The 20906-nt window shown below is 63.8% G+C and carries 18 protein-coding genes; 9 read left to right on the top strand and 9 right to left on the bottom strand.

Annotated features, from left to right (window positions below; all coding sequences use genetic code 11):
• Window positions 1-71: 71 nt before the first annotated feature.
• Entirely contained in the window at window positions 72-1280 is a 1209-nt protein-coding gene (locus BLS13_RS11465; protein ID WP_093452214.1) for a nitrate/nitrite transporter, read from the top strand.
• Window positions 1281-1431: 151 nt separating this feature from the next.
• On the opposite strand, the gene BLS13_RS11460 is transcribed toward BLS13_RS11465, so the two are convergent.
• Both BLS13_RS11460 and BLS13_RS11455 read right to left on the bottom strand, forming a co-directional pair.
• Window positions 1432-1860: a PIN domain-containing protein gene (locus tag BLS13_RS11460; protein WP_093452212.1), complete on the bottom strand. Its 429-nt coding sequence runs from the start codon at window positions 1858-1860 to the stop codon at window positions 1432-1434.
• Entirely contained in the window at window positions 1857-2159 is a 303-nt protein-coding gene (locus tag BLS13_RS11455; RefSeq protein ID WP_093452312.1) for a hypothetical protein, read from the bottom strand. The genes BLS13_RS11460 and BLS13_RS11455 overlap by 4 nt, the downstream gene beginning before the upstream one ends.
• 343 nt (window positions 2160-2502) lie before the next feature.
• Between BLS13_RS11455 and nirB the strand changes: the two genes are divergently transcribed.
• From nirB to cobA, 4 genes are read left to right on the top strand one after another with little or no spacing between them, the layout of a single operon-like run.
• Window positions 2503-5004 (top strand): nitrite reductase large subunit NirB, encoded by a 2502-nt coding sequence (nirB, locus tag BLS13_RS11450; RefSeq protein ID WP_256325832.1) that lies wholly within the window; start codon window positions 2503-2505, stop codon window positions 5002-5004.
• A gap of 5 nt (window positions 5005-5009) precedes the next feature.
• A complete protein-coding gene (gene nirD, locus BLS13_RS11445) occupies window positions 5010-5351 on the top strand; it encodes a nitrite reductase small subunit NirD (RefSeq protein ID WP_093452211.1) in 342 nt (113 codons plus the stop codon).
• Between the two features lies 1 nt (window position 5352).
• Window positions 5353-7932, top strand: a complete 2580-nt coding sequence (locus BLS13_RS11440; RefSeq protein ID WP_093452209.1) for a nitrate reductase — start codon at window positions 5353-5355, stop codon at window positions 7930-7932.
• Window positions 7919-8734: a uroporphyrinogen-III C-methyltransferase gene (cobA, locus tag BLS13_RS11435; RefSeq protein ID WP_093452207.1), complete on the top strand. Its 816-nt coding sequence runs from the start codon at window positions 7919-7921 to the stop codon at window positions 8732-8734. Before BLS13_RS11440 ends, cobA begins: the two co-directional genes overlap by 14 nt.
• 379 nt (window positions 8735-9113) lie before the next feature.
• Here cobA and BLS13_RS11430 read toward each other — a convergent pair whose 3' ends face one another.
• The 3 genes from BLS13_RS11430 to BLS13_RS11420 form a co-directional block, all read right to left on the bottom strand.
• Window positions 9114-9923 (bottom strand): MipA/OmpV family protein, encoded by an 810-nt coding sequence (locus BLS13_RS11430; RefSeq protein WP_093452205.1) that lies wholly within the window; start codon window positions 9921-9923, stop codon window positions 9114-9116.
• A 111-nt stretch (window positions 9924-10034) separates the two neighbouring features.
• Entirely contained in the window at window positions 10035-10544 is a 510-nt protein-coding gene (locus tag BLS13_RS11425) for a hypothetical protein (RefSeq protein ID WP_093452203.1), read from the bottom strand.
• Between the two features lie 130 nt (window positions 10545-10674).
• Window positions 10675-10860: a hypothetical protein gene (locus BLS13_RS11420; RefSeq protein ID WP_143011940.1), complete on the bottom strand. Its 186-nt coding sequence runs from the start codon at window positions 10858-10860 to the stop codon at window positions 10675-10677.
• Between the two features lie 351 nt (window positions 10861-11211).
• Between BLS13_RS11420 and BLS13_RS11415 the strand changes: the two genes are divergently transcribed.
• The 4 genes from BLS13_RS11415 (at window position 11212) to BLS13_RS11400 (ending at window position 15726) form a co-directional block, all read left to right on the top strand.
• Window positions 11212-11826, top strand: a complete 615-nt coding sequence (locus tag BLS13_RS11415) for an RNA polymerase sigma factor (protein ID WP_093452199.1) — start codon at window positions 11212-11214, stop codon at window positions 11824-11826.
• The gene (locus BLS13_RS11410) at window positions 11816-12787 is read left to right on the top strand and encodes a FecR family protein (protein WP_176943550.1); all 972 of its coding nucleotides are present in this window, start codon (window positions 11816-11818) and stop codon (window positions 12785-12787) included. Before BLS13_RS11415 ends, BLS13_RS11410 begins: the two co-directional genes overlap by 11 nt.
• Window positions 12774-15152, top strand: a complete 2379-nt coding sequence (locus tag BLS13_RS11405; RefSeq protein ID WP_093452195.1) for a TonB-dependent receptor — start codon at window positions 12774-12776, stop codon at window positions 15150-15152. Before BLS13_RS11410 ends, BLS13_RS11405 begins: the two co-directional genes overlap by 14 nt.
• Before the next feature lie 145 nt (window positions 15153-15297).
• Entirely contained in the window at window positions 15298-15726 is a 429-nt protein-coding gene (locus tag BLS13_RS11400; RefSeq protein WP_093452193.1) for a GlcG/HbpS family heme-binding protein, read from the top strand.
• Between the two features lie 173 nt (window positions 15727-15899).
• On the opposite strand, the gene BLS13_RS11395 is transcribed toward BLS13_RS11400, so the two are convergent.
• Genes BLS13_RS11395 through BLS13_RS11380 form a run of 4 tightly spaced genes read right to left on the bottom strand, consistent with a single transcriptional unit; the run spans window position 15900 to window position 20906 of the window.
• Window positions 15900-16931, bottom strand: coding sequence for a diguanylate cyclase domain-containing protein (locus BLS13_RS11395; protein WP_218123271.1), 1032 nt, complete (start codon window positions 16929-16931; stop codon window positions 15900-15902).
• Entirely contained in the window at window positions 16928-17962 is a 1035-nt protein-coding gene (cheB, locus tag BLS13_RS11390; RefSeq protein WP_093452192.1) for a chemotaxis-specific protein-glutamate methyltransferase CheB, read from the bottom strand. Before cheB ends, BLS13_RS11395 begins: the two co-directional genes overlap by 4 nt.
• Window positions 17959-20205, bottom strand: coding sequence for a hybrid sensor histidine kinase/response regulator (locus BLS13_RS11385; RefSeq protein WP_093452190.1), 2247 nt, complete (start codon window positions 20203-20205; stop codon window positions 17959-17961). Before BLS13_RS11385 ends, cheB begins: the two co-directional genes overlap by 4 nt.
• On the bottom strand, window positions 20202-20906 hold the full coding sequence (locus BLS13_RS11380; RefSeq protein ID WP_093452189.1) for a chemotaxis protein CheW: 705 nt from the start codon (window positions 20904-20906) through the stop codon (window positions 20202-20204). Before BLS13_RS11380 ends, BLS13_RS11385 begins: the two co-directional genes overlap by 4 nt.

The following is a 20906-nucleotide window of genomic DNA, read 5'->3' as shown; positions in this document are numbered from 1 at the left end:
CACCCCTTGTTTTGCAATCCCTTTCCACCAATAGCAGCCATGTCAAGCATGGCCCTTTCACGGAGCCCATCATGAAAAGCAGCTTCTGGAGCGCCGGCCATCGGCCAACGCTCATCGCCGCCTTCCTTTATTTCGATCTGGCCTTCATGGTCTGGGTGTTGCTCGGGCCGTTGGCGCCGGAGATCGCCAAGACGCTTGGCCTCACCCCGGCGCAAAAGGGCCTGATGGTCGCCGTGCCAACTCTGGCGGGCGCGATCCTGCGCGTCGTCAACGGGCTGCTCGTCGATCGCATCGGGCCGAAGCGTTCGGGCGCGATCAGCCAGGTGATCGTGATCGTAGGGCTGCTGTTCGCATGGCTGCACGGGGTGAACAGCTTCGCCGGCACGCTCGCATTGGGCGTGATTCTCGGCTTTGCGGGCGCCAGCTTTGCGATCGCGCTGCCACTTGCCAGCCGCTGGTATTCGGGCGAGCATCAGGGCAAGGCGATGGGAATTGCCGGCATGGGCAATTCAGGCACAGTCTTCGCATCGCTGTTCGCGCCGACCCTCGCCAAATTGTTCGGCTGGAACGCGGTGCTGGGCCTCGCCTGCATTCCGCTGTCGATCGTGTTCGTGGCCTACATGATCATGGCCAAGGACGCGCCCGACGCGCCGCCGGCCAAACCGCTCGCCGCCTATCTCGAGCCGCTCAAAATGGCCGATGCCTGGTGGTTCATGCTGTTCTACGCCGTGACCTTCGGCGGCTTCGTCGGGCTCGCTTCGTCGCTCTCGATCAATTTCACCAGCGAATTCGGACTGACGACGGTGGTTGCCGGCTATTGCAATGCCGGCTGCGTGTTCGCCGGATCGCTGGTCCGTCCGATGGGCGGCGCGCTCGCCGACCGGATCGGCGGGATCAAGACGCTGTCGATCGTCTATGTCGTCGCTGCGCTCGCGCTGGCCGGCGTCAGCACCGGGCCGTCCTCGCTGGCCGTGGCACTCGGTTTCTTCGTGGTCGCGATGCTCGCGCTCGGCACCGGCAATGGCGCTGTCTTCCAACTCGTTCCCCAACGTTTCCGCGCCGAGATCGGCGTGATGACCGGCCTCGTCGGCTTCGCCGGCGGCATCGGCGGCTTCTACCTCGCCTCCAGCCTGGGCTTCGCCAAGCAGCTCACCGGCACCTATCAGGCCGGCTTCCTGATCTTTGCGGCGCTCGCGCTGGTGGCGCTGGGCGGCCTGACCGCGGTCAAGCGCAAGTGGCGGACGACCTGGGGCGCCGCGATCCAGGGGGTGCGGATCTGATCGCGGGGCATCGGCCCCACATGCCTCTCAGGCGCGTTTCGATGATATTCGGGTCTGCCAGATCCAAGAACTGGCAGACCCCTTTCCTTTTCGTTACGAAATCGGGGATGAACGCCGGGTCAGATAGCTGCAGTAACGTCCTGTAGAGGAATCATGCTCCTCGAAGCGGATTGAGAAGTTCGATTCCCGCAAAGTCCCTGACATTGTCAGTCACGACCACACAGCCATTCGCTTCAGCTATCGCCGCAATGACCATATCGAGCGCACTGCGCGGCCGGCCACTTGCCTTGCCTGCTGCCATCAGTCGCCCCCAAGCAAGGGCCGCTTTTTCATCGAAGGCCAGGATGCGGCCAGAGAACAGGGCTGGTGGTCCTTCTGGGCCTGAAAACCAGCCCTCCAGATCGCGCCGTTTTCGGCCCGCCGGCAATTCCAATATTCCGCGGTGGAGCTCGCCTATCGTCAGCGACGATAGGTATAGGTCGGTATCGATCTGGGCGCCGAGCCAATCCAGTAGGTCTTGCGAAGGTGAAGGCCGCGTGACATTGCTGATGATGTTGGTGTCGAGCAAGTAGCGCGTCAAAGGTCAATCATCCGTCCTGCAATGATTGGGCGCTCAACATCGATATCCGCGCCGACCAGCGGCGATCGCCGGAGAGCCGCAAGGATACCCCCCTTACGAGGCGGCTCTCCCGAGATGCTCGTCGCGACGGAGGCACGGATTCGCGCGGCTTCGGGACTGTCTTCGGCAAGGCATTTTGCGAGCGAGCGGATGAGATCACGATCGCCCTCGAGCCCGAGCACCTCGAATCGCGCGAGACCGCGCTCGCTCAGGCGATCCCGATAGGTCTTGAGGGCACGCTTCTGGGCAGCGTTAGTCACGGACAGCTCCTTATAGCAGGATATATAGCCTGAACATCGATGCGGTTCAACCGATAAGCCAGCCGATCCTTCCTCCGAGAAATATGACGGCCGCCGCAAATCTTGTGCGATGCAATAAACGCACTTGTCGCCCACACGAATCTGCGGCATTGCGGGGGCATCCGATCCAGCAGTGTTGCCGGATCGACTTATAGCCGCCGACCTCGAGGATGAGGCCCGGAGGCGCATCGAACCGATGGACGGCTGAGGCCGGACACAGGCAAGGATGATTGGCAAGGCCGCCATGCAAGCACTCGTTTTTCGAGTGTTCGCATGGCGGCCTTTTCCGTTTCGGAGCATGAAGATGGACATAAGGGCGCAGGAATTCGGGACAGGCGAAGCGGCGGCAGGCAGCCGGCAGCATCTCGTCGTCATCGGCAACGGCATGGCGGGCTGCCGCGCGATCGAAGAATTGCTCGCGCGCGATCCTGGTCGCTATCGGGTGACGATCGTCGGTGCCGAGCCGCATGTGAATTACAATCGCATCATGCTCTCTCCCGTGCTCGCCGGCGAGAAGACCTTCGACGAGATCGTGATCAACGATCGCGCCTGGTATGACGACAATCGGATCGATCTGATCACGTCCGACGCCGCCGAGGCGATCGACCGCGATGCGAAAACCGTGCGGCTCGGCTCGGGCCGGATCATCGCTTATGACAAGCTCCTGATCGCAACAGGATCGAACCCGTTCATCATCCCGGTGCCAGGCCACACCCTCCCCGGCGTCATCAGCTTCCGGGATATGAATGACGTCGGATCGATGCTGTCCGCCGCGGAACAGGGCGGCGATGCGGTGGTGATCGGCGGCGGCCTGCTCGGACTCGAGGCTGCGCACGGGCTCAACCTGCGCGGCATGAAGGTGACGGTAATCCATCTGATGCCGACCTTGATGGAACGCCAGCTTGACGAAGCGGCCGGGTGGCTGCTCAAGCATGCACTCGAAGGACGCGGCCAGACGATCCTGACCGGGGCCGACACAGCGGAGATCGTCGGGGACGGCAAGGTCGAAGGCGTCCGGCTCAAGGACGGTACCTTGATCCCGGCGAGCATCGTCGTGATGGCGGTCGGCATCCGCCCGTCCGTCGCGCTGGCCAAACAGGCCGGGCTTGCGGTCGGCCGCGGAATCCAGGTCGACGATCATATGGTGACCTCCGATCCTGACGTGCTCGCGGTCGGCGAATGCGTCGAGCATGACGGGCAGGTTTACGGCCTCGTCGCCCCTCTGTGGGACATGTGCCGCGCACTCGCTGACGGGCTCACCGAGCGTCACACCGGCTATAAGGGCTCGGTCACCTCGACCAAGCTCAAGGTCTCCGGCATCGACGTCTTCTCGGCCGGCGATTTTGCAGGCGGCGCGGGCGCCGAGGATATCGTGCTCCGCGATGCATCGCGCGGGGTCTATAAGCGCGTGGTCGTCGCCAACGACAGGCTGATCGGCGCGGTGCTGTACGGCGATACCGCCGATGGCGGCTGGTATTTCGATCTGATGAAGAAGGGCGAGGATGTCTCCTCGTTCCGCGACATGCTGATCTTCGGCCAGTCCTACGCCCTTGGGGGTGGGCAAGCGGACCCTAAGGCGGCCGTTGCAGCGCTCTCGGACGATGCCGAGATTTGCGGCTGCAACGGCGTCAGCAAGGGCAAGGTCGTGGCATCGATCGAAGGCGGCGCCTGCACGCTCGATGCGGTGCGCGCCATTTGCAAGGCGTCGGCTTCATGCGGATCGTGCACCGGGTTGGTCGAGACGCTGCTCGCCGTCACGCTGGGCGATGACTATTCGGGCGAACGCACCACGAAGACGATGTGCAAATGCACGAGCTTCGGCCATGACGAGGTCCGCAAGGCGATCGTCGAGCGCGGCCTCAAGGAAATCCCCGAGGTCATGCAGGAAATGAGCTGGTCGACGCCGGACGGCTGCTCGTCCTGCCGCCCTGCCCTCAACTATTACCTGCTCTGTGCGTGGCCCGGCGAATATCGCGATGACCAGCAGAGCCGCTTCGTCAACGAGCGCATGCACGCCAACATCCAGAAGGACGGCACCTATTCGGTCGTCCCGCGCATGTGGGGCGGCATCACCAATCCGCGCGAACTGCGCGCGATCGCCGACGTGGTCGAGAAATATAATGCGCCCATGGTCAAGGTTACCGGCGGCCAGCGGCTCGACATCTTCGGAATCAAGAAGGATGATCTGCCTGCGGTATGGGCCGATCTCAACGCCGCCGGCATGGTTTCCGGCCATGCTTATGGGAAGGCGCTGCGCACGGTGAAGACCTGCGTCGGATCCGAATGGTGCCGGTTCGGGACGCAGGATTCGACCGGGCTCGGTATCCAGCTCGAACGGATGAGCTGGGGCTCCTGGATGCCGCACAAGTTCAAGATCGCGGTATCGGGCTGTCCGCGCAATTGCGCCGAGGCGACGATCAAGGATTTCGGCGTGATCTGCGTCGACAGCGGCTATGAACTGCTGGTCGGAGGCAATGGCGGGATCAAGCTGCGCGGCACCGAATTGCTCTGCAAGGTGGCGACCGAGCAGCAGGCGCTCGACCATTGCGCGGCGTTCATCCAGCTCTATCGCGAGGAAGCCCGCTATCTCGATCGTACCGCGCCGTGGATCGAGCGGGTCGGTATCGACTATGTCCGCCAGCGGATCGTCGACGACGAAGTCGGCCGCGAGGCGCTGACCGCGCGCTTCCTCTACTCGCAGAGCTTCATGCAGGACGATCCCTGGGAGAAGCGCGCCGCCGGCGCCGAACGCGAATTGCACAGCCCGATGGGCATCTTCCAGCCCATCGCCCTCGCAGCGGAGTAAGCATCATGGTGACCGCAGACTGGCTCGACATTGGCCGCCTCAACGAAATTCCGGTGCGCGGATCGCGGACCGTGCAAGTACCCGGCGGCGAGGAGATCGCGATCTTCCGCACCGGCGACAACAGGGTTTTCGCGCTGGTCAACCGCTGTCCGCACAAGGCCGGGCAATTGAGTCAGGGCATCGTCCATGGCCACAGCGTCGCCTGCCCCCTGCACAACTGGACGATCGCGCTGGCGACCGGCGAGGCGCAGGGCGAGGACAAGGGCTGCACGCCTGTCGTTCCGGTTCGTGTCGACGCCGGCCGCGTGCTGATCGCGCGGGCAGCAGCAATTGCTGTAGCAGCCTGAAATGACCAGCACCCGCACCACCTGCGCCTATTGCGGCGTCGGCTGCGGCATCCTGGCGACGCCGGGGCCGGATCGCGCGGTGCAGATCGCGGGCGATCCGGAACATCCCGCCAATCGCGGCAAGCTCTGTTCGAAGGGCACGCATCTTGGCGAAACGGTCGGGCTCGAAGGCCGGCTGCTTCACCCGATGATCGGACGCGAACGGGCCAGCTGGGACGAGGCGCTCGATCTGGTCGCCAATGAATTCCGTGCCGTGATCGCCGAACATGGTCCGGACAGCGTGGCCTTCTACGTCTCCGGTCAAATCCTGACCGAAGATTATTATGCCGCCAACAAGCTGATGAAAGGCTTCATCGGTTCGGGCAATATCGACACCAATTCACGGCTCTGCATGTCGAGCGCGGTTGCCGCCCATATCCGCGCATTCGGCGAGGATGTGGTGCCCGCGAGCTATGACGATATCGACGCGGCCGATCTGATCATCCTCGTCGGATCGAACACCGCCTGGTGCCACCCGGTGGTCTGGCAGCGGATCGAAGCGGCCCGCGCCGCTCGCGGCACCAAGCTGGTGGTGATCGATCCGCGCCGCACCGAGACCGCAGAGGGCGCCAACCTGCATCTGCCATTGCGGCCCGGCACCGATGTCGCTTTGTTCAACGGACTGCTGGCGCGGATGCGCGACCGGCAATTGCTCGATCGCCAATATCTCGACGAATATGTCCAGACGCCCGACGGGTTTTGGAGCCACTTGTCGGCCGACGTCGCCGAGATCTGCGATCTCGATCCCGTCGCGCTCGATCGCTTCTACGAGCTTTTTGCGCAAAATCCGCGCACTGTCACGCTCTTCAGCCAGGGCGTGAACCAGTCGGTACAAGGCACCGACAAGGCGAATGCGATCATCAACGTTCATCTCGCCACCGGCCGGATCGGCAAGCCGGGCGCCGCGCCCTTCTCGATAACCGGCCAGCCCAATGCGATGGGCGGCCGCGAGGTCGGCGGCCTCGCATCGACGCTCGCCGCGCACATGGATTTCGCAACCGACAATGTCGATCGGGTCGGCCGCTTCTGGAACGCGCCGGCGATGGCATCGAAGCCGGGACTGAAGGCGGTCGATCTGTTCCGCGCGGTCGGCGAGGGCAAGATCAAGGCCTTGTGGATCATGGCGACCAATCCCGCTGTCAGCATGCCCGATGCCGGCGCTGTGCGCGCCGCGCTGGCCACCTGCCCGTTCGTCGTCGTCTCCGACGTGATCGCCGATACCGATACGACGCGCTTCGCGCATGTCCGGCTGCCGGGCGCCGCCTGGGGCGAGAAGGACGGCACCGTCACCAACAGCGATCGCACCATTTCCCGCCAACGCCGCTTCCTGCCGCTGCCGGGTGACGTGCGGGCGGACTGGTGGGCGATGGCCGAAGTCGGCAGAAGGATGGGATTTGCAGAAGCGTTCGACTGGGATGGTCCGGCAGCGGTGTTCCGCGAGCATGCAGCGCTGACCGCATTCGAGAATGACGGCGCACGCAAGCTCGATCTGGGCGAAGTCCAGACGATCGACGATGCCGGCTATGACGCGATGGCGCCTTTCGTCTGGGGCGGCACGCCGTTCGCAGACGGCCTTTATTCGCATGCCGATGGCAAGGCGCGGCTGATCGCCGTCCGGCAATTGCCGCTCGACGATGCGCCGATGATCCTCAACACCGGCCGCTATCGTGATCAGTGGCACACGATGACGCGGACCGGGCTCAGCCCCAAATTGTCGCAGCATCGCCGCGAGCCGCTGATCGAAATGGAGCCCGAGGATGGCTATTGGCACGGCCTGGTCGACGGCGATCTGGCCCGGGTCACAACCCCTCAAGGAACCAGCATCTTCCGGGTCGCGTTCACGCCCGGCCAGCGCCGCGGCGATGTGTTCGTGCCGATCCACTGGACCGACCGCACCGCTTCGGGAGGGCGCGCCGGCCTGCTGCCCGGCGATGCGGTCGATCCGATTTCGGGCCAGCCGGGCTTCAAGCTGACGAGCGCGCGGATCGACAAGGTCAGCCCGAAATGGCGCGGCTTCCTGATCGCGCGCGGGGCCCCGGTCGAGGACCCCGATTGCCTGTGGTGGGCGAAGATCCGCGTCGCCGGCGGCTGGCTGATCGAACTGGCCGGCGACGGCGATCCTGCCGAACTGCGCACCCTGATGCCGGCTGGCCATGAGGTCGAGATGGCCGATCCGGTGCGCGGCACCTTCCGCGCCGCCGTGGTTACCGACGATCACGTGCAGGCCGCCTTGTTCACCGCCACCGATGGGCGGTTGCCGCCGCGCGACTGGCTGATCGCACAACTCGCCGAGGCCGAAGCCGCGAACCCGGCGGCGTTGCTCGCCGGCCGGCCGGCCCAGGCGCTCCCCGATCGCGGCCCGATCATCTGCGCCTGCTTCGATATCGGGCTCAACACGATCGTCGAAGCCATTGGCAATCAGGCGCTGACCAGCGTCGCCGAGGTGGGCGCTGCCATTCGCGCCGGCACCAATTGCGGATCCTGCCGCCCCGCCATCGCAAAACTCATCCCGCACAAGGAATTGCTCGATGCCGCAGAATGACCTGATCGAGGCCGGCACCGTCTGGCTGGTGGGCGCGGGCCCCGGCGATCCCGATCTGCTGACCCGCAAGGCCGAACGCTTGATCGCGACCGCCGACATCGTCTTTTACGACGCGCTCGTCGGCCCCGGCGTGCGCGAGCTGATCCCGGCGCATGTCGAACAGGTCAATGTCGGCAAAAGATCGGGGCGCCATTCGAAGGATCAGCGCACGATCAACGATCTTCTGCTCGAAGCCGCACAGGCCGGGCGCAAGGTGGTTCGGCTCAAGGGCGGCGATCCCTCGATGTTCGGCCGGTCGACCGAGGAGATTGCGCATCTCGCCGCGCATGGCATTCCGGTCCGGATCTGCCCCGGCGTGACCGCCGCCAGTGCGGCGGTTGCCGGCGCCGGCGTGTCGCTCACCCTGCGCGGACAGGCGCGCAGCGTGCGTTTCCTGACAGCGCATGTGCGCGGCGACGAACCGCTCGACCTCGACTGGAACGCGCTTGCCGATCAGCAGTCGACGCTCGCCATCTATATGGGCCGTGAAGCCGCGCCGCAGATCGCCCGCGCGCTGATCGATCATGGCATGGCCCCCGACATGCCGGCGTTGATCGCGGTGAACGTGAGCCTGCCCGGAGAGCGCTATCTCTTCACCCGGCTCGATCGCATGGCGCAACTGGTGCCGGTCGTCTCGGGCGACGAGCCAGCGGTGTTGCTGATCGGCGAAGCCGTGCGCCGCTGCGCGGAACAGCAGGGCATTGAGAACGCCGTTGCAACGCCGATGGCGTCCATGGCGGCCGACATCGCCGCGATGCGATAACGCCCAATTCATTTCATCGATTCGCTATCGCGCTTTCGAGCAGCCGCTCGGAGCGCACCTTGCAGACCCATATATGGCAGAAATCTGCGCGCCAAGCCGGCTGCCGCTTCGACTTGACAATACTAACGTAGCTTAGTATAAGCCACGTTAGTATGCTGCATCGCGCCATTGCGACGCACGTCAGATTGAAAGGAAATGTGTAATGGATCGCTTCGAAGGACTTCTGATGTTTGCCGCCTTTCTTGGCACGCAAACGCTGGCTCTCAGCCTGTTTTTCATCGGCTGATATTCCGAGTTTCGCCTTCTGCCGGCGATAACGCATAGGCCGAAGCCTCTGACGCTGATGGCCGCAAGATCGCCGGGCAGAATCCGAATTGGCTTACGAGCCGAATCGATAGGATAAGGACAGGAAGCCGACGGGCTGCGTCTTATGATAGACGAGCGGGCTGTCCTTCATCTTCCCGAGCAGGGTAGTCACCCCGCCCGAAGCGCCCAGACTGATACGGCTTGTCAGGCGGTAATTGGCGGTCAGCATCGCCGATGCATCCTTGAAGCCGCTGCCGGTATGGAATTCGGGAAGCCCGGACGCCAGCGACTGCCGGGCAGAGACGCCAAAATAGCGATCATTGTGCTTCTTGTCGGCCCATGTCGTTCCGATCGTGGGAATGAGCGTGAGGCGCGAGGAAATATTGACCGGATAGGACAGGCTCGCATCTGCGATCAGGCCCTTGGTCCCGCCCGAGAAGCCCTTGGTCGCGCCGACGGTAGCGATGAAGCCGCCCTTCCTGACATTGGCGTAGATTCGCCCGCCGACTCCGAATGCAAGCTTGCCTATTCCCGCGGGCGCATCCTTGGCACGGTAGCCGGGCATTACACTCACGCCACCGCCGATGGTCAGCACGCCCGTATCGATGGCATTGACGCCGATGCCGTTGCGCAGATTGGCGTAGAATCGTCCCCAGGCCACATCGATCGCCGGTACCGGCATCACGATATATTTATCGGCGCCCTGATAGGCCGGCACGTAGCTGGCCCCCGCGCCGATGATGATATGATCCTTGCTATTCCCCTGATCCTCAGGCTGCGATGCATCGGCGCTCTGCGCCTGCGCGGACGTGCCCGGTACCGCGAATAGAAACGCGATGGCCGCCGCGAACAGGCTGGAACGGGATGTGATCGGATTATGCATGTGGCAGTCTCTCATATTGGGTCCATGGAATGCCGTGGACGTCGGGGGGGATGCTGGGTGTTCGCCTGGCCGTGCCGGTCTGGTGCGGGACGGCATCAGCGGCGGCGTTGGTCAGGAAGCCGCTGGCCAGAACCTGCTTATCCAGGTGCGGCCTTTGCGGCGGGGCGGCGCGGAGCGCTTGTCGATCTCGTCAATCTGCCCGGCCGAATACCCCGCCTCGCGAAGTGCCTCGGCGGCTGCGTCCGCTTCGGGGTCCGCGTGGCGAAACAGGATCGCGTAACGTCGCAGCGCTTCGAGCCGGGGATTGGCGAGCACGAACGTGCGACGGGGACCGAACAACAGGATGGCAAGACCGCTCCTGGCGTACCGGCCTGGCGGCTTCACGCTCGTGATGGGATCGCCAAGCGACAAGGCGATGGTGGTGCGCTCGATCGCGGTTAGCTTGTCATCGGCAGATAACACGACCGGAGCACCGGGATTCCGCGCTACGATGGCGGCCGGCGGCGGCATGATGGCCTTCTTCCGATAGACCGGACTGACATAGGCGAAGCGCACAGGCGCCGCCGGCCGGAAGCGGTTAACCCGCGGAATATCGACGACGATCGTTTCTGCGAAGGGCACGAGACATTCTCCATTCCCCCCTGAGACACCGGGGGGAGAAGCGATCCCCACCAAGAAATTCGGTGTTCGTGTGTGAACGCCATCGCGGTCGGCACAGCGGCCCGAAAATCGCGGGCGTGCCACGCGCAACTCATTTGCGGGTGGCGTTGCCGACGCGCGGAGCCAACAACCCGAACAGCACGACCAGGACGATCATGACCAGGAAAAGCGCCGCCAGATCATCCCCCAGCAATCGGCTTAGCCAACGCTGGGCGCCAACCGTCGCCATCGCGCCGCCGCCCAGTGCGACGACGAGATGGCGACGATTCGATCTCATCCGGATCGCCTTCGCGGGGCTTGCCGCAAGGGTATCCACGGCAACCCGCACGGCCGCATGCGATCCTTTCTCCGGCATGTGGCGGCACGGATCGCCGGATTGCAAAGGCGCAGCGGAAGGCGCGGCGGCAGGCACGGGTGGAACCGCGATGGCCGGTAGATCGTCGGGCACGGATCATTCTCCAATCGCCCCTGTGACACCGGCTGCGGGACCCACCCTCACCACAAAGTTCGACGGATCCGGTGGCGCCGATCGCGATTGCGGTGAGGGCTTCCGCCAGTCTCATTTGACCGCTGACCGATCCCTGCTATTCACGGCCCAGAAAAGCGGATCGCCATTTGGCGGCCCCCAATGAGCGGGGCTCGCGCTCCGTACCTGATTGAGGACGTCAAGCAGATCATGTCGAGTAGCGGGCTGCTCGGAGCCTTCATGGATGCGCGCGCCGCCCTGCTGCATTATCTTATGGTGCGTGGCGCCTCAGCGGACGAGGCAGAGGACATCCTTCAGGAAGTCAGCCTCAAGCTGTCCGCCGGGGGGATCGGCCCGGTCGAGCAACCGCGCGCCTATCTCTACAAGATGACCAACAACCATTTCCTGCTTCACCGTCGTACCGCGCATCGCCGGACGCGGCGCGAGGAGGATTGGGTGGATGCCCAGGGCGGTGATGATCGGGAAGTCGACGAGCAACCCTCGGCGGAAACGCGGCTGATCGCACGCGAGCAGCTCGCGATCCTCCAACGGACACTGGACGGATTGCCCGAGCGGACCCGCATGATTTTCCGGCGTTTTCGGATCGACGGCGAGCCCCAGCGCCAGATCGCAGCTGATATCGGCATCAGCCTGAGCGCCGTCGAAAAGCATCTGGCGCGGGCCTATGAAGCCATCGCAACAGCGAAGCTTCGTCTTGATGGGGATCCAAGGGACTCGCGGTATCTCAGCGGGGGGGGAGATCGTCATGGATACTGAAATGCCGGAGCCGCTACGTGCGCTTGCCATCGAATGGCATATCCGGCTTCGCCATGGCGGCGATGCCGACTGGGAAGCGTTTGCCGAATGGCTGGGCGAAGATCCGGCTCATGCGGAAGCCTATGACCTGATCGAACAGACCGACCAGGCGATCGAGCCATTGCTGCCGGACCTGGTCTTCCACGAAGCCGCCAATGATGCGGGTGACCCGCCGCAGGAATATGAACCCGTGCGCCGATCGGGCCGCTGGCTATGGGGGAGCGGAGCGCTGGCGGCGTCGATCGCGCTGACCATCGGCCTGGGCCCGCACCTTCTGTCCAGCCGCTACGAGATTCTGACGGGACCGGGCGAACACCGCACCGTGATGCTCGACCCCACGACGAAGATCATGCTCAACGGATCGACGCGGATGACTTTCGATCATGACAATCCGCGCTTTGCCGCGCTTGCGTCGGGCGAAGCGCTGTTCCAGATCCGCCATGACAGCGCCCGCCCCTTCCGTCTCGAAGTGGGCGATAATCGCGTCGAGGATGTAGGGACAGTGTTCAATGTCGTCCATGATGCCGACGAAGTCCGGGTCGCCGTGGCGGAAGGCAAGGTGATCTACAACCCCGGCAGGGCGCCTGTCGCACTGGACGCGGGACAGGCACTCGTCGATCGCCCATCGTCCGGAACCGTTCGCGTGATACGCACGGCTGCCGAGGCGGTCGGCACTTGGGAAAAAGGGCGGCTGATCTATGCGGGTGAACCGCTGTCCCAGGTGGCGAGCGATCTTGGCCGTTCGCTCGGAATCCGTATCACCGTATCGCCCGCTATCGCCGGCCGATCCTTTTTCGGAACCATCGTGCTCGATGGTACGGGAGCCGAACAGCTGCAACGACTTGCGCCTGCCCTGAACGTTACCCTGCAATCCGATGCCGACGGATGGACAATGAAGCCTGCTGACGGTGCGGTGCATTAGGTGGACGGCGGCAGCCGCGAGTGTCGCTTTCGCCCTTGGCGCCGCTGCTGCAGCCCATGCGCAGGGCTGGAACATAAAGCCGGGCCGTCTCGGTGATGTCGCCGGAGCGCTTGGCGCGCAGGCCGGAATCACGATCACCATTACCGACCCTGACCTTGCGACCAGGCCCTCCCCCGGCGTTCGCGGCGACCTTCCTTTACGTGCAGCACTGGCGCGCGTGCTGCACGGTATCGATGCGGAGGCCATTTTCTACGATCAGGCTACAATCCGGATCGTCTGGCGGCGCAGGCAGCCCCGACCTTCCAACAGGCCGCCCGCCGCACCGGTCGCTCCGGCTGCGCAGGAGCCGACAGAAATCATCGTCACGGCGAGCAAGCAGAACATGCTGCTCGACCATTATCCCGGTTCCGTAAAATTCATGGAACTGGAACGGGGCTGGCTTGCGGGCAACGCCGCGGCGGGAACCTCCGCGATCATCCGGCTGACGCCGGCGCTCGGTTCGACCAATCTTGGCCCGGGACGCGAGAAGATCTTCATCCGCGGCATCGCCGACAGCAGTTTCAGCGGCCCGACACAGGCCACGGCGGGGCAGTATCTTGGCGACGTCCGGCTCAACTACAACGCACCGGATCCGAACCTCAATCTCTACGACATGAAACGGGTCGAGATACTGGTCGGTCCGCAGGGCACGCTGTATGGCGCATCTTCGCTGGGCGGGGTCATCCGCCTGATCCCCAACCTGCCCGACACCAACAGAATTTCGGCAACGGCATCCGCCAACACGGGCTTCACCCAGCATGGCGGGATCAGTCAGGACGGCGCGGCAATGCTCAACCTTCCGGTGGTCGACGGCCGGTTCGCCGTTCGCGTCGTCTCCTTTGGCGGGCGTGCGGCCGGCTATATCGATTCACCGGCCCGGGGTCTGCGCAACATCAACGGCACCACGAGCTATGGCGGTCGCCTGAGCCTGCGGGCCGAGGATCTGGACGGATGGACAATCGACCTCGGCTCTCTCCTCCAGCATATCGTCAGCGATGACGGGCAATATGTTTTGCGCGGTGATCCCCCGCTCACGCGCAACACGCTGATTCCACAACCTTTCAAAAATGCCTATCGGCTTGCTTATGTCTCCGCCCGCCGGAAGTTCGGCAGCATCGAACTGGTTACGACCACGTCGCTCGCACGCCACAAGCTGACGACGGTGTTCGATGCGACCGGATATGGCGGCACAACCACGCCGACGCGTTTCGAAGAAAATAATGACATCAAGCTGTTCTCGCACGAAACGCGCTTGTCGGGCGGCAGCCCGCGTGTACCCTGGGTCGCCGGGGTAACAGTTCTGGCGAATCTGAGCGTTCTTTCCCGATCGTTGGGGCCGCCGCAAGCGCCGATGCAGATCACCGGCGTCGCCAATAGCCAGGCGGAAGCGGGCATGTTCGGTCAGTTCTCCTTGCCCCTTACGCGCACGCTGACCGCCATGGCCGGCGAGCGGGTCACCATCGCGCGCAGCACCGGTGCGCTGATTGACGAGCCGATCGACAAGAGCCAGAAGTCCTCCCGAAGTGCGACCCGCTTTTCCGGGACGCTGGCACTCGACTGGCATCCCGGCGGGCCGCTGTCCGCCTTCTTCCACTACCAGCAGGGATATCGCGCCGGCGGTTTGGCCGTTGCGCCATCGGAATCGGGACTGAAAAGCCAGCGCTTCGTCGCCGACAACCTGTTCATGAAGGAATTCGGCATCCGGATGGGCGATGCCACCCGTGATCGGCTTTCCGCCCGCGCCACGATCTTCGTGGCCAACTGGCACAACATCCAGGCCGATCTGATCGACAGCTCGGGCCTACCTTACACCACCAATATCGGACGCGGCATTATCTATGGAATCGATGGCGAGATTTCGTGGCACCCGTCGGCCGCACTTGCGCTCAGCGCGGCAGCATTTGTCAACGACAGCAACTTGGCCGATCCGGCACCCGGCTTCGCGGCCAGCAGCGGGCAGGGCATTAAGCGCATAGCCCGGACGTTACCGAATATCGCCCGAAATGGCGCGCACTTCGCCATGGATTGGCACAAGGAGATCAGGCCGCGCACGATGCTGACCGCCGACGCATCGCTGCGTTTTGTCGGCCTGTCACAGCTCGGGCTGGGGCCGCTGCTCGACATCCCGCAAGGCAGCTATGTGGTGGCCGACGCCGGAGCGCGGATCGATTTCGGCCGGTTCGCTGTGTCATTCAAAATCGACAATATCGGCAATATTCAGGGCAACAGTTTTGCCTATGGCAACCCTTTCGGCGTGGCGCGCCGCGACCAGATAACACCGTTACGCCCGCGCACCTTCAGGCTTGGCCTGGACGTTCGCTTCTGACGTTTCCGCAGCCGGCCGCTGCGCATGTTGGCCATGAAGCAGGCGTTTTTCGACTTCCGCCGCGGCACGCTGCCGCTTGCGCACCCTGTCGATATATAGCAAGCAGCGCCGCATTCAGTTGCTATGTCGTCACAAGGAAATGCCCTTGACCAAGATCAGCCTCGCACAGGCAAAAGTGATTATCGCCGCAGCATTTGAGAAGGGGGCCGCACTCAACCTCAAGCCGCTGAGCATCGCCGTGCTTGATCCGGGAGGGCACCTGATTGCCTTTGAACGATCGGATGCCGCTTCCACCCTGCGCCCGCAGATCGCGATCGGAAAGGCAAGCGGCGCGCTGGCGCTGGGCGTCTCTTCCCGAACCATCGGTACGATGGCTGCCGAGCGCCCGACCTTTGTGGCATCGCTTGGCCCCATCGCGCCTAACGGAATCATTCCGGCCGCCGGGGGCGTCATTGTCGTCGATGGTCAGGGCCAGCCGATTGGCGCGGTCGGCGTCACCGGCGACACTTCCGATAATGACGAGATCTGCGCGCTGGCCGGCCTCGCCGCTGCGGGACTGACACCGCAGGGCTAAGCGAAAGCGATTGCGGTTAATATCCCGTGACGCACATGCGAAGCGGCGGGACGACTATGTCATGATGATCGATGAGGCAGGTTACAACCGCCCCTCTCGCAAAGATCCATGGCACGCGGGTCAGATCTCATAAGATTCCGATCGAGGGGGGCCGCAATACCTTCGGCTCCATCTCACATTTTCCAGATCTCGTTCAGGATGTCGAACCACGGCGCGCATTTCACCATCGCCTGGTTCTTGCCCATCCGTTTCGCTTCATAGAGCGCTTCGTCAGCAGCGTGGACGAGGTCCGCGGGATTATACCCTTCCCGCGGGATCGCCATCGCGCCTCCCACACTGACAGTGACAAATGTACTGGTGCTGGATCCCTCATGCTCCAACTGCAGGGCTTGCACATCCCGGCACAATTTGGTCGCCACTTCCTCCGCATAGGTCAGGGACGGCGTATCCAGGACCATGATGAATTCCTCCCCGCCAAAGCGTGCGGCCAGGTCCGTGGTTCGCAGGCAGTTTGCGCGGATGGTGTTCGCGACCTGCCTGAGGACCTCGTCGCCGGCCAGATGCCCATAGTGATCATTATATTTCTTGAAGTCGTCGACATCGATCATGAGCACCGACAGGGGGCTTTGCCGCCGTAGCGAATGCTCCCATTCAGCCGTCAGATATTCATCGCAGTGGCGGCGATTGCTGAGGCCCGTCAGGCCATCTGCCAGAATCAGCCGCTGCAATTCGAGATTCGCCAACATCAGCTGTTGTTGGCTTTCGCGCAGGGCGCGATACGCCTGATCGCGTTGCAGCTGGGTCTGAAAGGCGTGCGAATGATAGCGAATGCGCGCGACAAGTTCGATCCGGTCCGGCAGTTTCACCAGATAGTCGTTGGCGCCCGCCGAAAATGCCTCGCGCTTGATCGAGGCATCCTCCTTTGTCGAAAGAACGATGATCGGGACGCGAGACGTGACGGGGTCCTGCCGGTATCGCCGGACGAGGTCGAGACCGTCGACATCGGGCATCACCAGATCTTGCAGGATCACAGTCGGCTGAACGGCCTCCGCGACGCGGATCGCATCGGCAGGATCCCGGCAATAATGAAAATCGATGCCTGCCTCGTCGGCCAGCGCCCGGCGCAAAGCTTCCCCGACGATTGCCTGATCGTCGACCAGCAGCACCATCGCGCCATATTCTTCGGACGGAGGCAATATCGTCATGAGGAAGCGCCCTTTTTCGCCAAAACGCCCACCATCCGGACAAGCCGGGGTGCGATATCGGGTAACGGCAGAACTTCGACCGCGGCGCCGATCTTCGCTGCGGCCGCAGGCATGCCGTAAACGACGCTCGTCGCCTGGTCCTGCGCAATCGTTGGAAAGCCATGGTCGCGCATCCGCTTCAGACCTTCGGCACCATCGCGGCCCATGCCGGATAACAGCACACCGAACGCATCACCCGGCCACATGGCTTCGACGCTGTTGAAAAAGACATCGACCGAAGGTCGATAGGGATGGCTGACGGGCTCGGCCGAATAACCGAGGTGGATGCCGTCGCGCACAACCAGGTGGTTGCCGGGAGCCGCCAGAAATACCGTTCCCGGCGTGAGCGCATCACCATCCCGCGCGATCCGTACGGCCAACGCACTATGTTGCTGTAGCCAGGTCGCAAGACCGGCGACGAAATTCTCGTCGATATGCTGGACGATCACCACCGCGGCGGAAATATCGCCGGGCAAGCCGCTGAGTACGGTCGCCAGGGCGGATGGCCCTCCCGCCGATGATCCGATCGCGATCAACGCCGGCCGTTTTCCGGGCGTGGGACGATCCCACTCGGGCAACCGCGCGCCCCCCGGAGCATCGCCGATCAGCACCTCGATTGCCGCGATCTTGCGCAGCAATGATAGCGTCGATTCTCCAGGCTCATCCGTATCGAACATCGGCGTATCGATCGCATCGAGCGCGCCGTAGCCCAGCGCGTCGAACACATAAGGTGTATTGCGGCCGACGCTGCCCGTCACCAGCAGGATCGGGCACGGCGCCTCCGCCATGATCCGGCGCGTGGCCTCCACCCCGTTCATCACCGGCATCAGCAGGTCCATCAACACCAGATCGGGCGGGTCGCGGCGGCAATGTGCGATCGCCTCGACGCCGTTCGCCGCCACCCAGGCAACCTGGTGCTGCGGTGCCAGCGCCAGCGCGTGCCGCAGCGCCGCGATCGCGATCGGCATGTCGTTGACCAGTCCGATCCTCATGCGTCGGGTTCTCCGATCAGATCGATCACGGCTTGCAGCATCGCCGCATCATGGAAGCTGCTCTTGGCGAGATAATGGTCCGCCCCGGCTTCGAGCCCGCGCCGGCGATCCTCCTCGCGATCCTTGTAGGATACGATCATCACCGGCAGCGCCGAGAGGCGATGATCCTGCCGGATCAAAGTCACCAGTTCGATGCCATCCATGCGCGGCATATCGACATCGGTGACGACCAAATCGAACTGACCGGCCCGCACCGCATTCCATCCATCCATGCCGTCAACCGACACCTCCACCTCATAACCATGCTGGGCAAGCAGCTTGCGTTCCACTTCGCGCACCGTCAGCGAATCATCGACGACCAGCACGCGCTTGCGGTGCTGCTGCACGATATCGCGCGCCTCGCGGCGAACCGTGCGCAAGCGCCCCCCCGACGTCAGCTTCTCGATCGATCGGATCAGATCGGCGACATCGATAACCAGGATCGGCGTGCCATCCTCCGCCAGCGCCGCCGCCTCGATATCCGGCACCTTACCCAGCCTGGCATCCAGCGGCTGCACGACGATTTCGCGTTCCCCGATGAAGCGATCGATGACCACCCCGTAGCTGTCATGCTGGTTCCGCACGATGACGACGGGAATCTCCTCGCCCACCAGATCGGGCTCGCCGCGATCGAACAATTGATGCGCCGTCACCAGCCCCACGCGCGCGCCATCGAAGGCGAAATGCTGACGGCCCTCAATCGTCTCGATGTCGCTTCGCATGACAGTGAGCGCCCGCACCACCGATGCCAGCGGGAAGGCATAGGGTTCGCCGTCGATTGCGACCAGCAGCACTCGCACCACCGACAAGGTCAGCGGGAGCTGGAACTGGAACATCATGCCGCCACCGTCGCGGATCGATGCGCGCACGACGCCACGCACCTGGCGCGCCATAGCCTGCACGGCATCCAGGCCAACGCCGCGGCCCGACACGTCGGTGACGCTACCCTTCATCGAGAAGCCGGGCAGGAACAGGAATTCCATCAGTTCGGCCTCGCTCAACCGTCCCGCCGTCGCCTCATCAGTCAGACCGCGCCGAACGAGCGCCCCTCGCAGCACGCGCAGATCGATACCACGGCCATCGTCAGACACGCTGACGTGGAGCAGCCCGGCGCTGTGATGCGCCTCGATGCGAATGACGGCTTCGGCGGATTTACCCGCGCGCAACCGCTCGTCCGACGTCTCCACGCCATGATCGATTGCATTGCGCAGCAGATGGCCGAGCGGGGCGTCGAGCAGATCCGATATGTCGCGATCGATGCTGGTCGACCGGCCCGATATTTCCAGCCGAACCTGCTTGCCGAGATCGCGCGCCAGATCGCGGACCATGCGCGGGAAGCGCCCCATGCCATCGTCGAATGGCCGCATCCGGCATGCGAGCGCCTCATCATATAGCCGTTGCGAAAGCCCGGTCGCGCGCTGGTCGATCGCTTCGATTTCGGACAGGCAATCGAGCACGAACTGTTCGTTGGCACGTGCTCTCTGTTCGGCTTCGTCGAGCAGCGCCCGCGTCAGATCGTCGAGCGATCCCGGCGGCAGCGCCTCGCGATATAGCCCGACCGCCGTCACCGACGTACCGCTCATCCTCTTCAGCCGCAGCAGCTTGTCCGCGAATGGGCGCAAGCGGCGCGATTCGATCAACGATTCGCTCGCGAGGCCGAGCAGCCGGTTGAGATTGGCGGCACTGAGCCGCAACATCGAATCCGTCGCGCGCCGATCATTATGAGCAGCGGCGAGGCCATCATCCCCATCGGCTTCGGGCGGTGCCGACTCGGGCATGGATACAGGCGCCGGCGCCTCACGGACCACCTCCCCCGCCACGATCAGCTGCGCATCGAGCAGGAAGCGACGGACATCAGTCATCGGCAGCTTCGCCTCGCTTTCGGCGCGGCCGATCGTCAGCAGCAGATCCATGCCACGGAGCAGCAGATCGATCTCCGGCCGGTGCAGGACAATGCGCCCGGCCTGCGCCGAGACCATGATCTCTTCCATGACATGCGCGATTTCGACGCCGACTTCGAGATCAACGATCCGCGCCGCGCCCTTGATCGAATGCGCCGCGCGCATGCAGGCTTCCAGATGATCGGCGGCGGTAGGGTCGCGTTCGATCGCCAGCAGCCCTTCGGTCATCACCTGCGCCTGGGCCTCGGCCTCGGCCCGAAACAAATCGAGCATCGAAAAGCTGCTGAAATCCTGCCCGCTCATGCGAGGCTTCTATCGATCGCGTCGAACAGCAGCCGCTCGTCGAGATAGCCTACCGTCCTTTGCTGCCACGCGAGCATTCCGCGCGTAAACGGCTTGCCGCTGCCCGCGAGAATGGCTGGCACCGCCGCCAGTGCCTCGACGTCGAAGCGCAATACGCCATGAACCTCATCGACCGGCAGCACGATACGCTTTCCCTGCCACCCCGCGACGACCAGCCTTCTATGTGCGGTTCGGACGTCCTGCCCCTCACCTTCGGCCACGGCGTCAAGACCGAGCAGCCCGGCGAGCGCCACGCACGCCAGGATTTCGCCACGAATATTGGCGATGCCCAGCACCGTGCCGTTCGTCCGCCGGGGCAAAGAATGGATCGGGCGGAGTTCGGCGACCTCCTGGATCGCCGTCGTCGGCAATGCCAGCCATTCGGCGCCGACACGAAAGATCAATGCCGATCCGCTGTCCCGCCGTTCACCATCAGCGATCTCGCTCTGCGCGACATGACGGCTCCATTCCGCAAGATAGCCGTCCGGCGGCGCCCGATCGAGGAGACCAAGCGCCGCCGCTGCGTGGACCGGGCAGTTGCGGCAATGAACATGGCTGACCAGTTCGGGGCAAGACTTGTCGCCACGAACGCCGATCCGGTTCCAGCAATCGTAGATCGCGTCGTCCGGCGCTTCCGACAGGGTATCGTGCGCGGTTGCCAT

The sequence above is a fragment of the Sphingomonas sp. YR710 genome, assembly GCF_900101455.1.
Lineage (GTDB): Bacteria > Pseudomonadota > Alphaproteobacteria > Sphingomonadales > Sphingomonadaceae > Rhizorhabdus.
The sequence above is the reverse complement of the archived record's forward strand: the minus strand, read 5'-3'. Positions and strand labels throughout refer to the sequence as shown.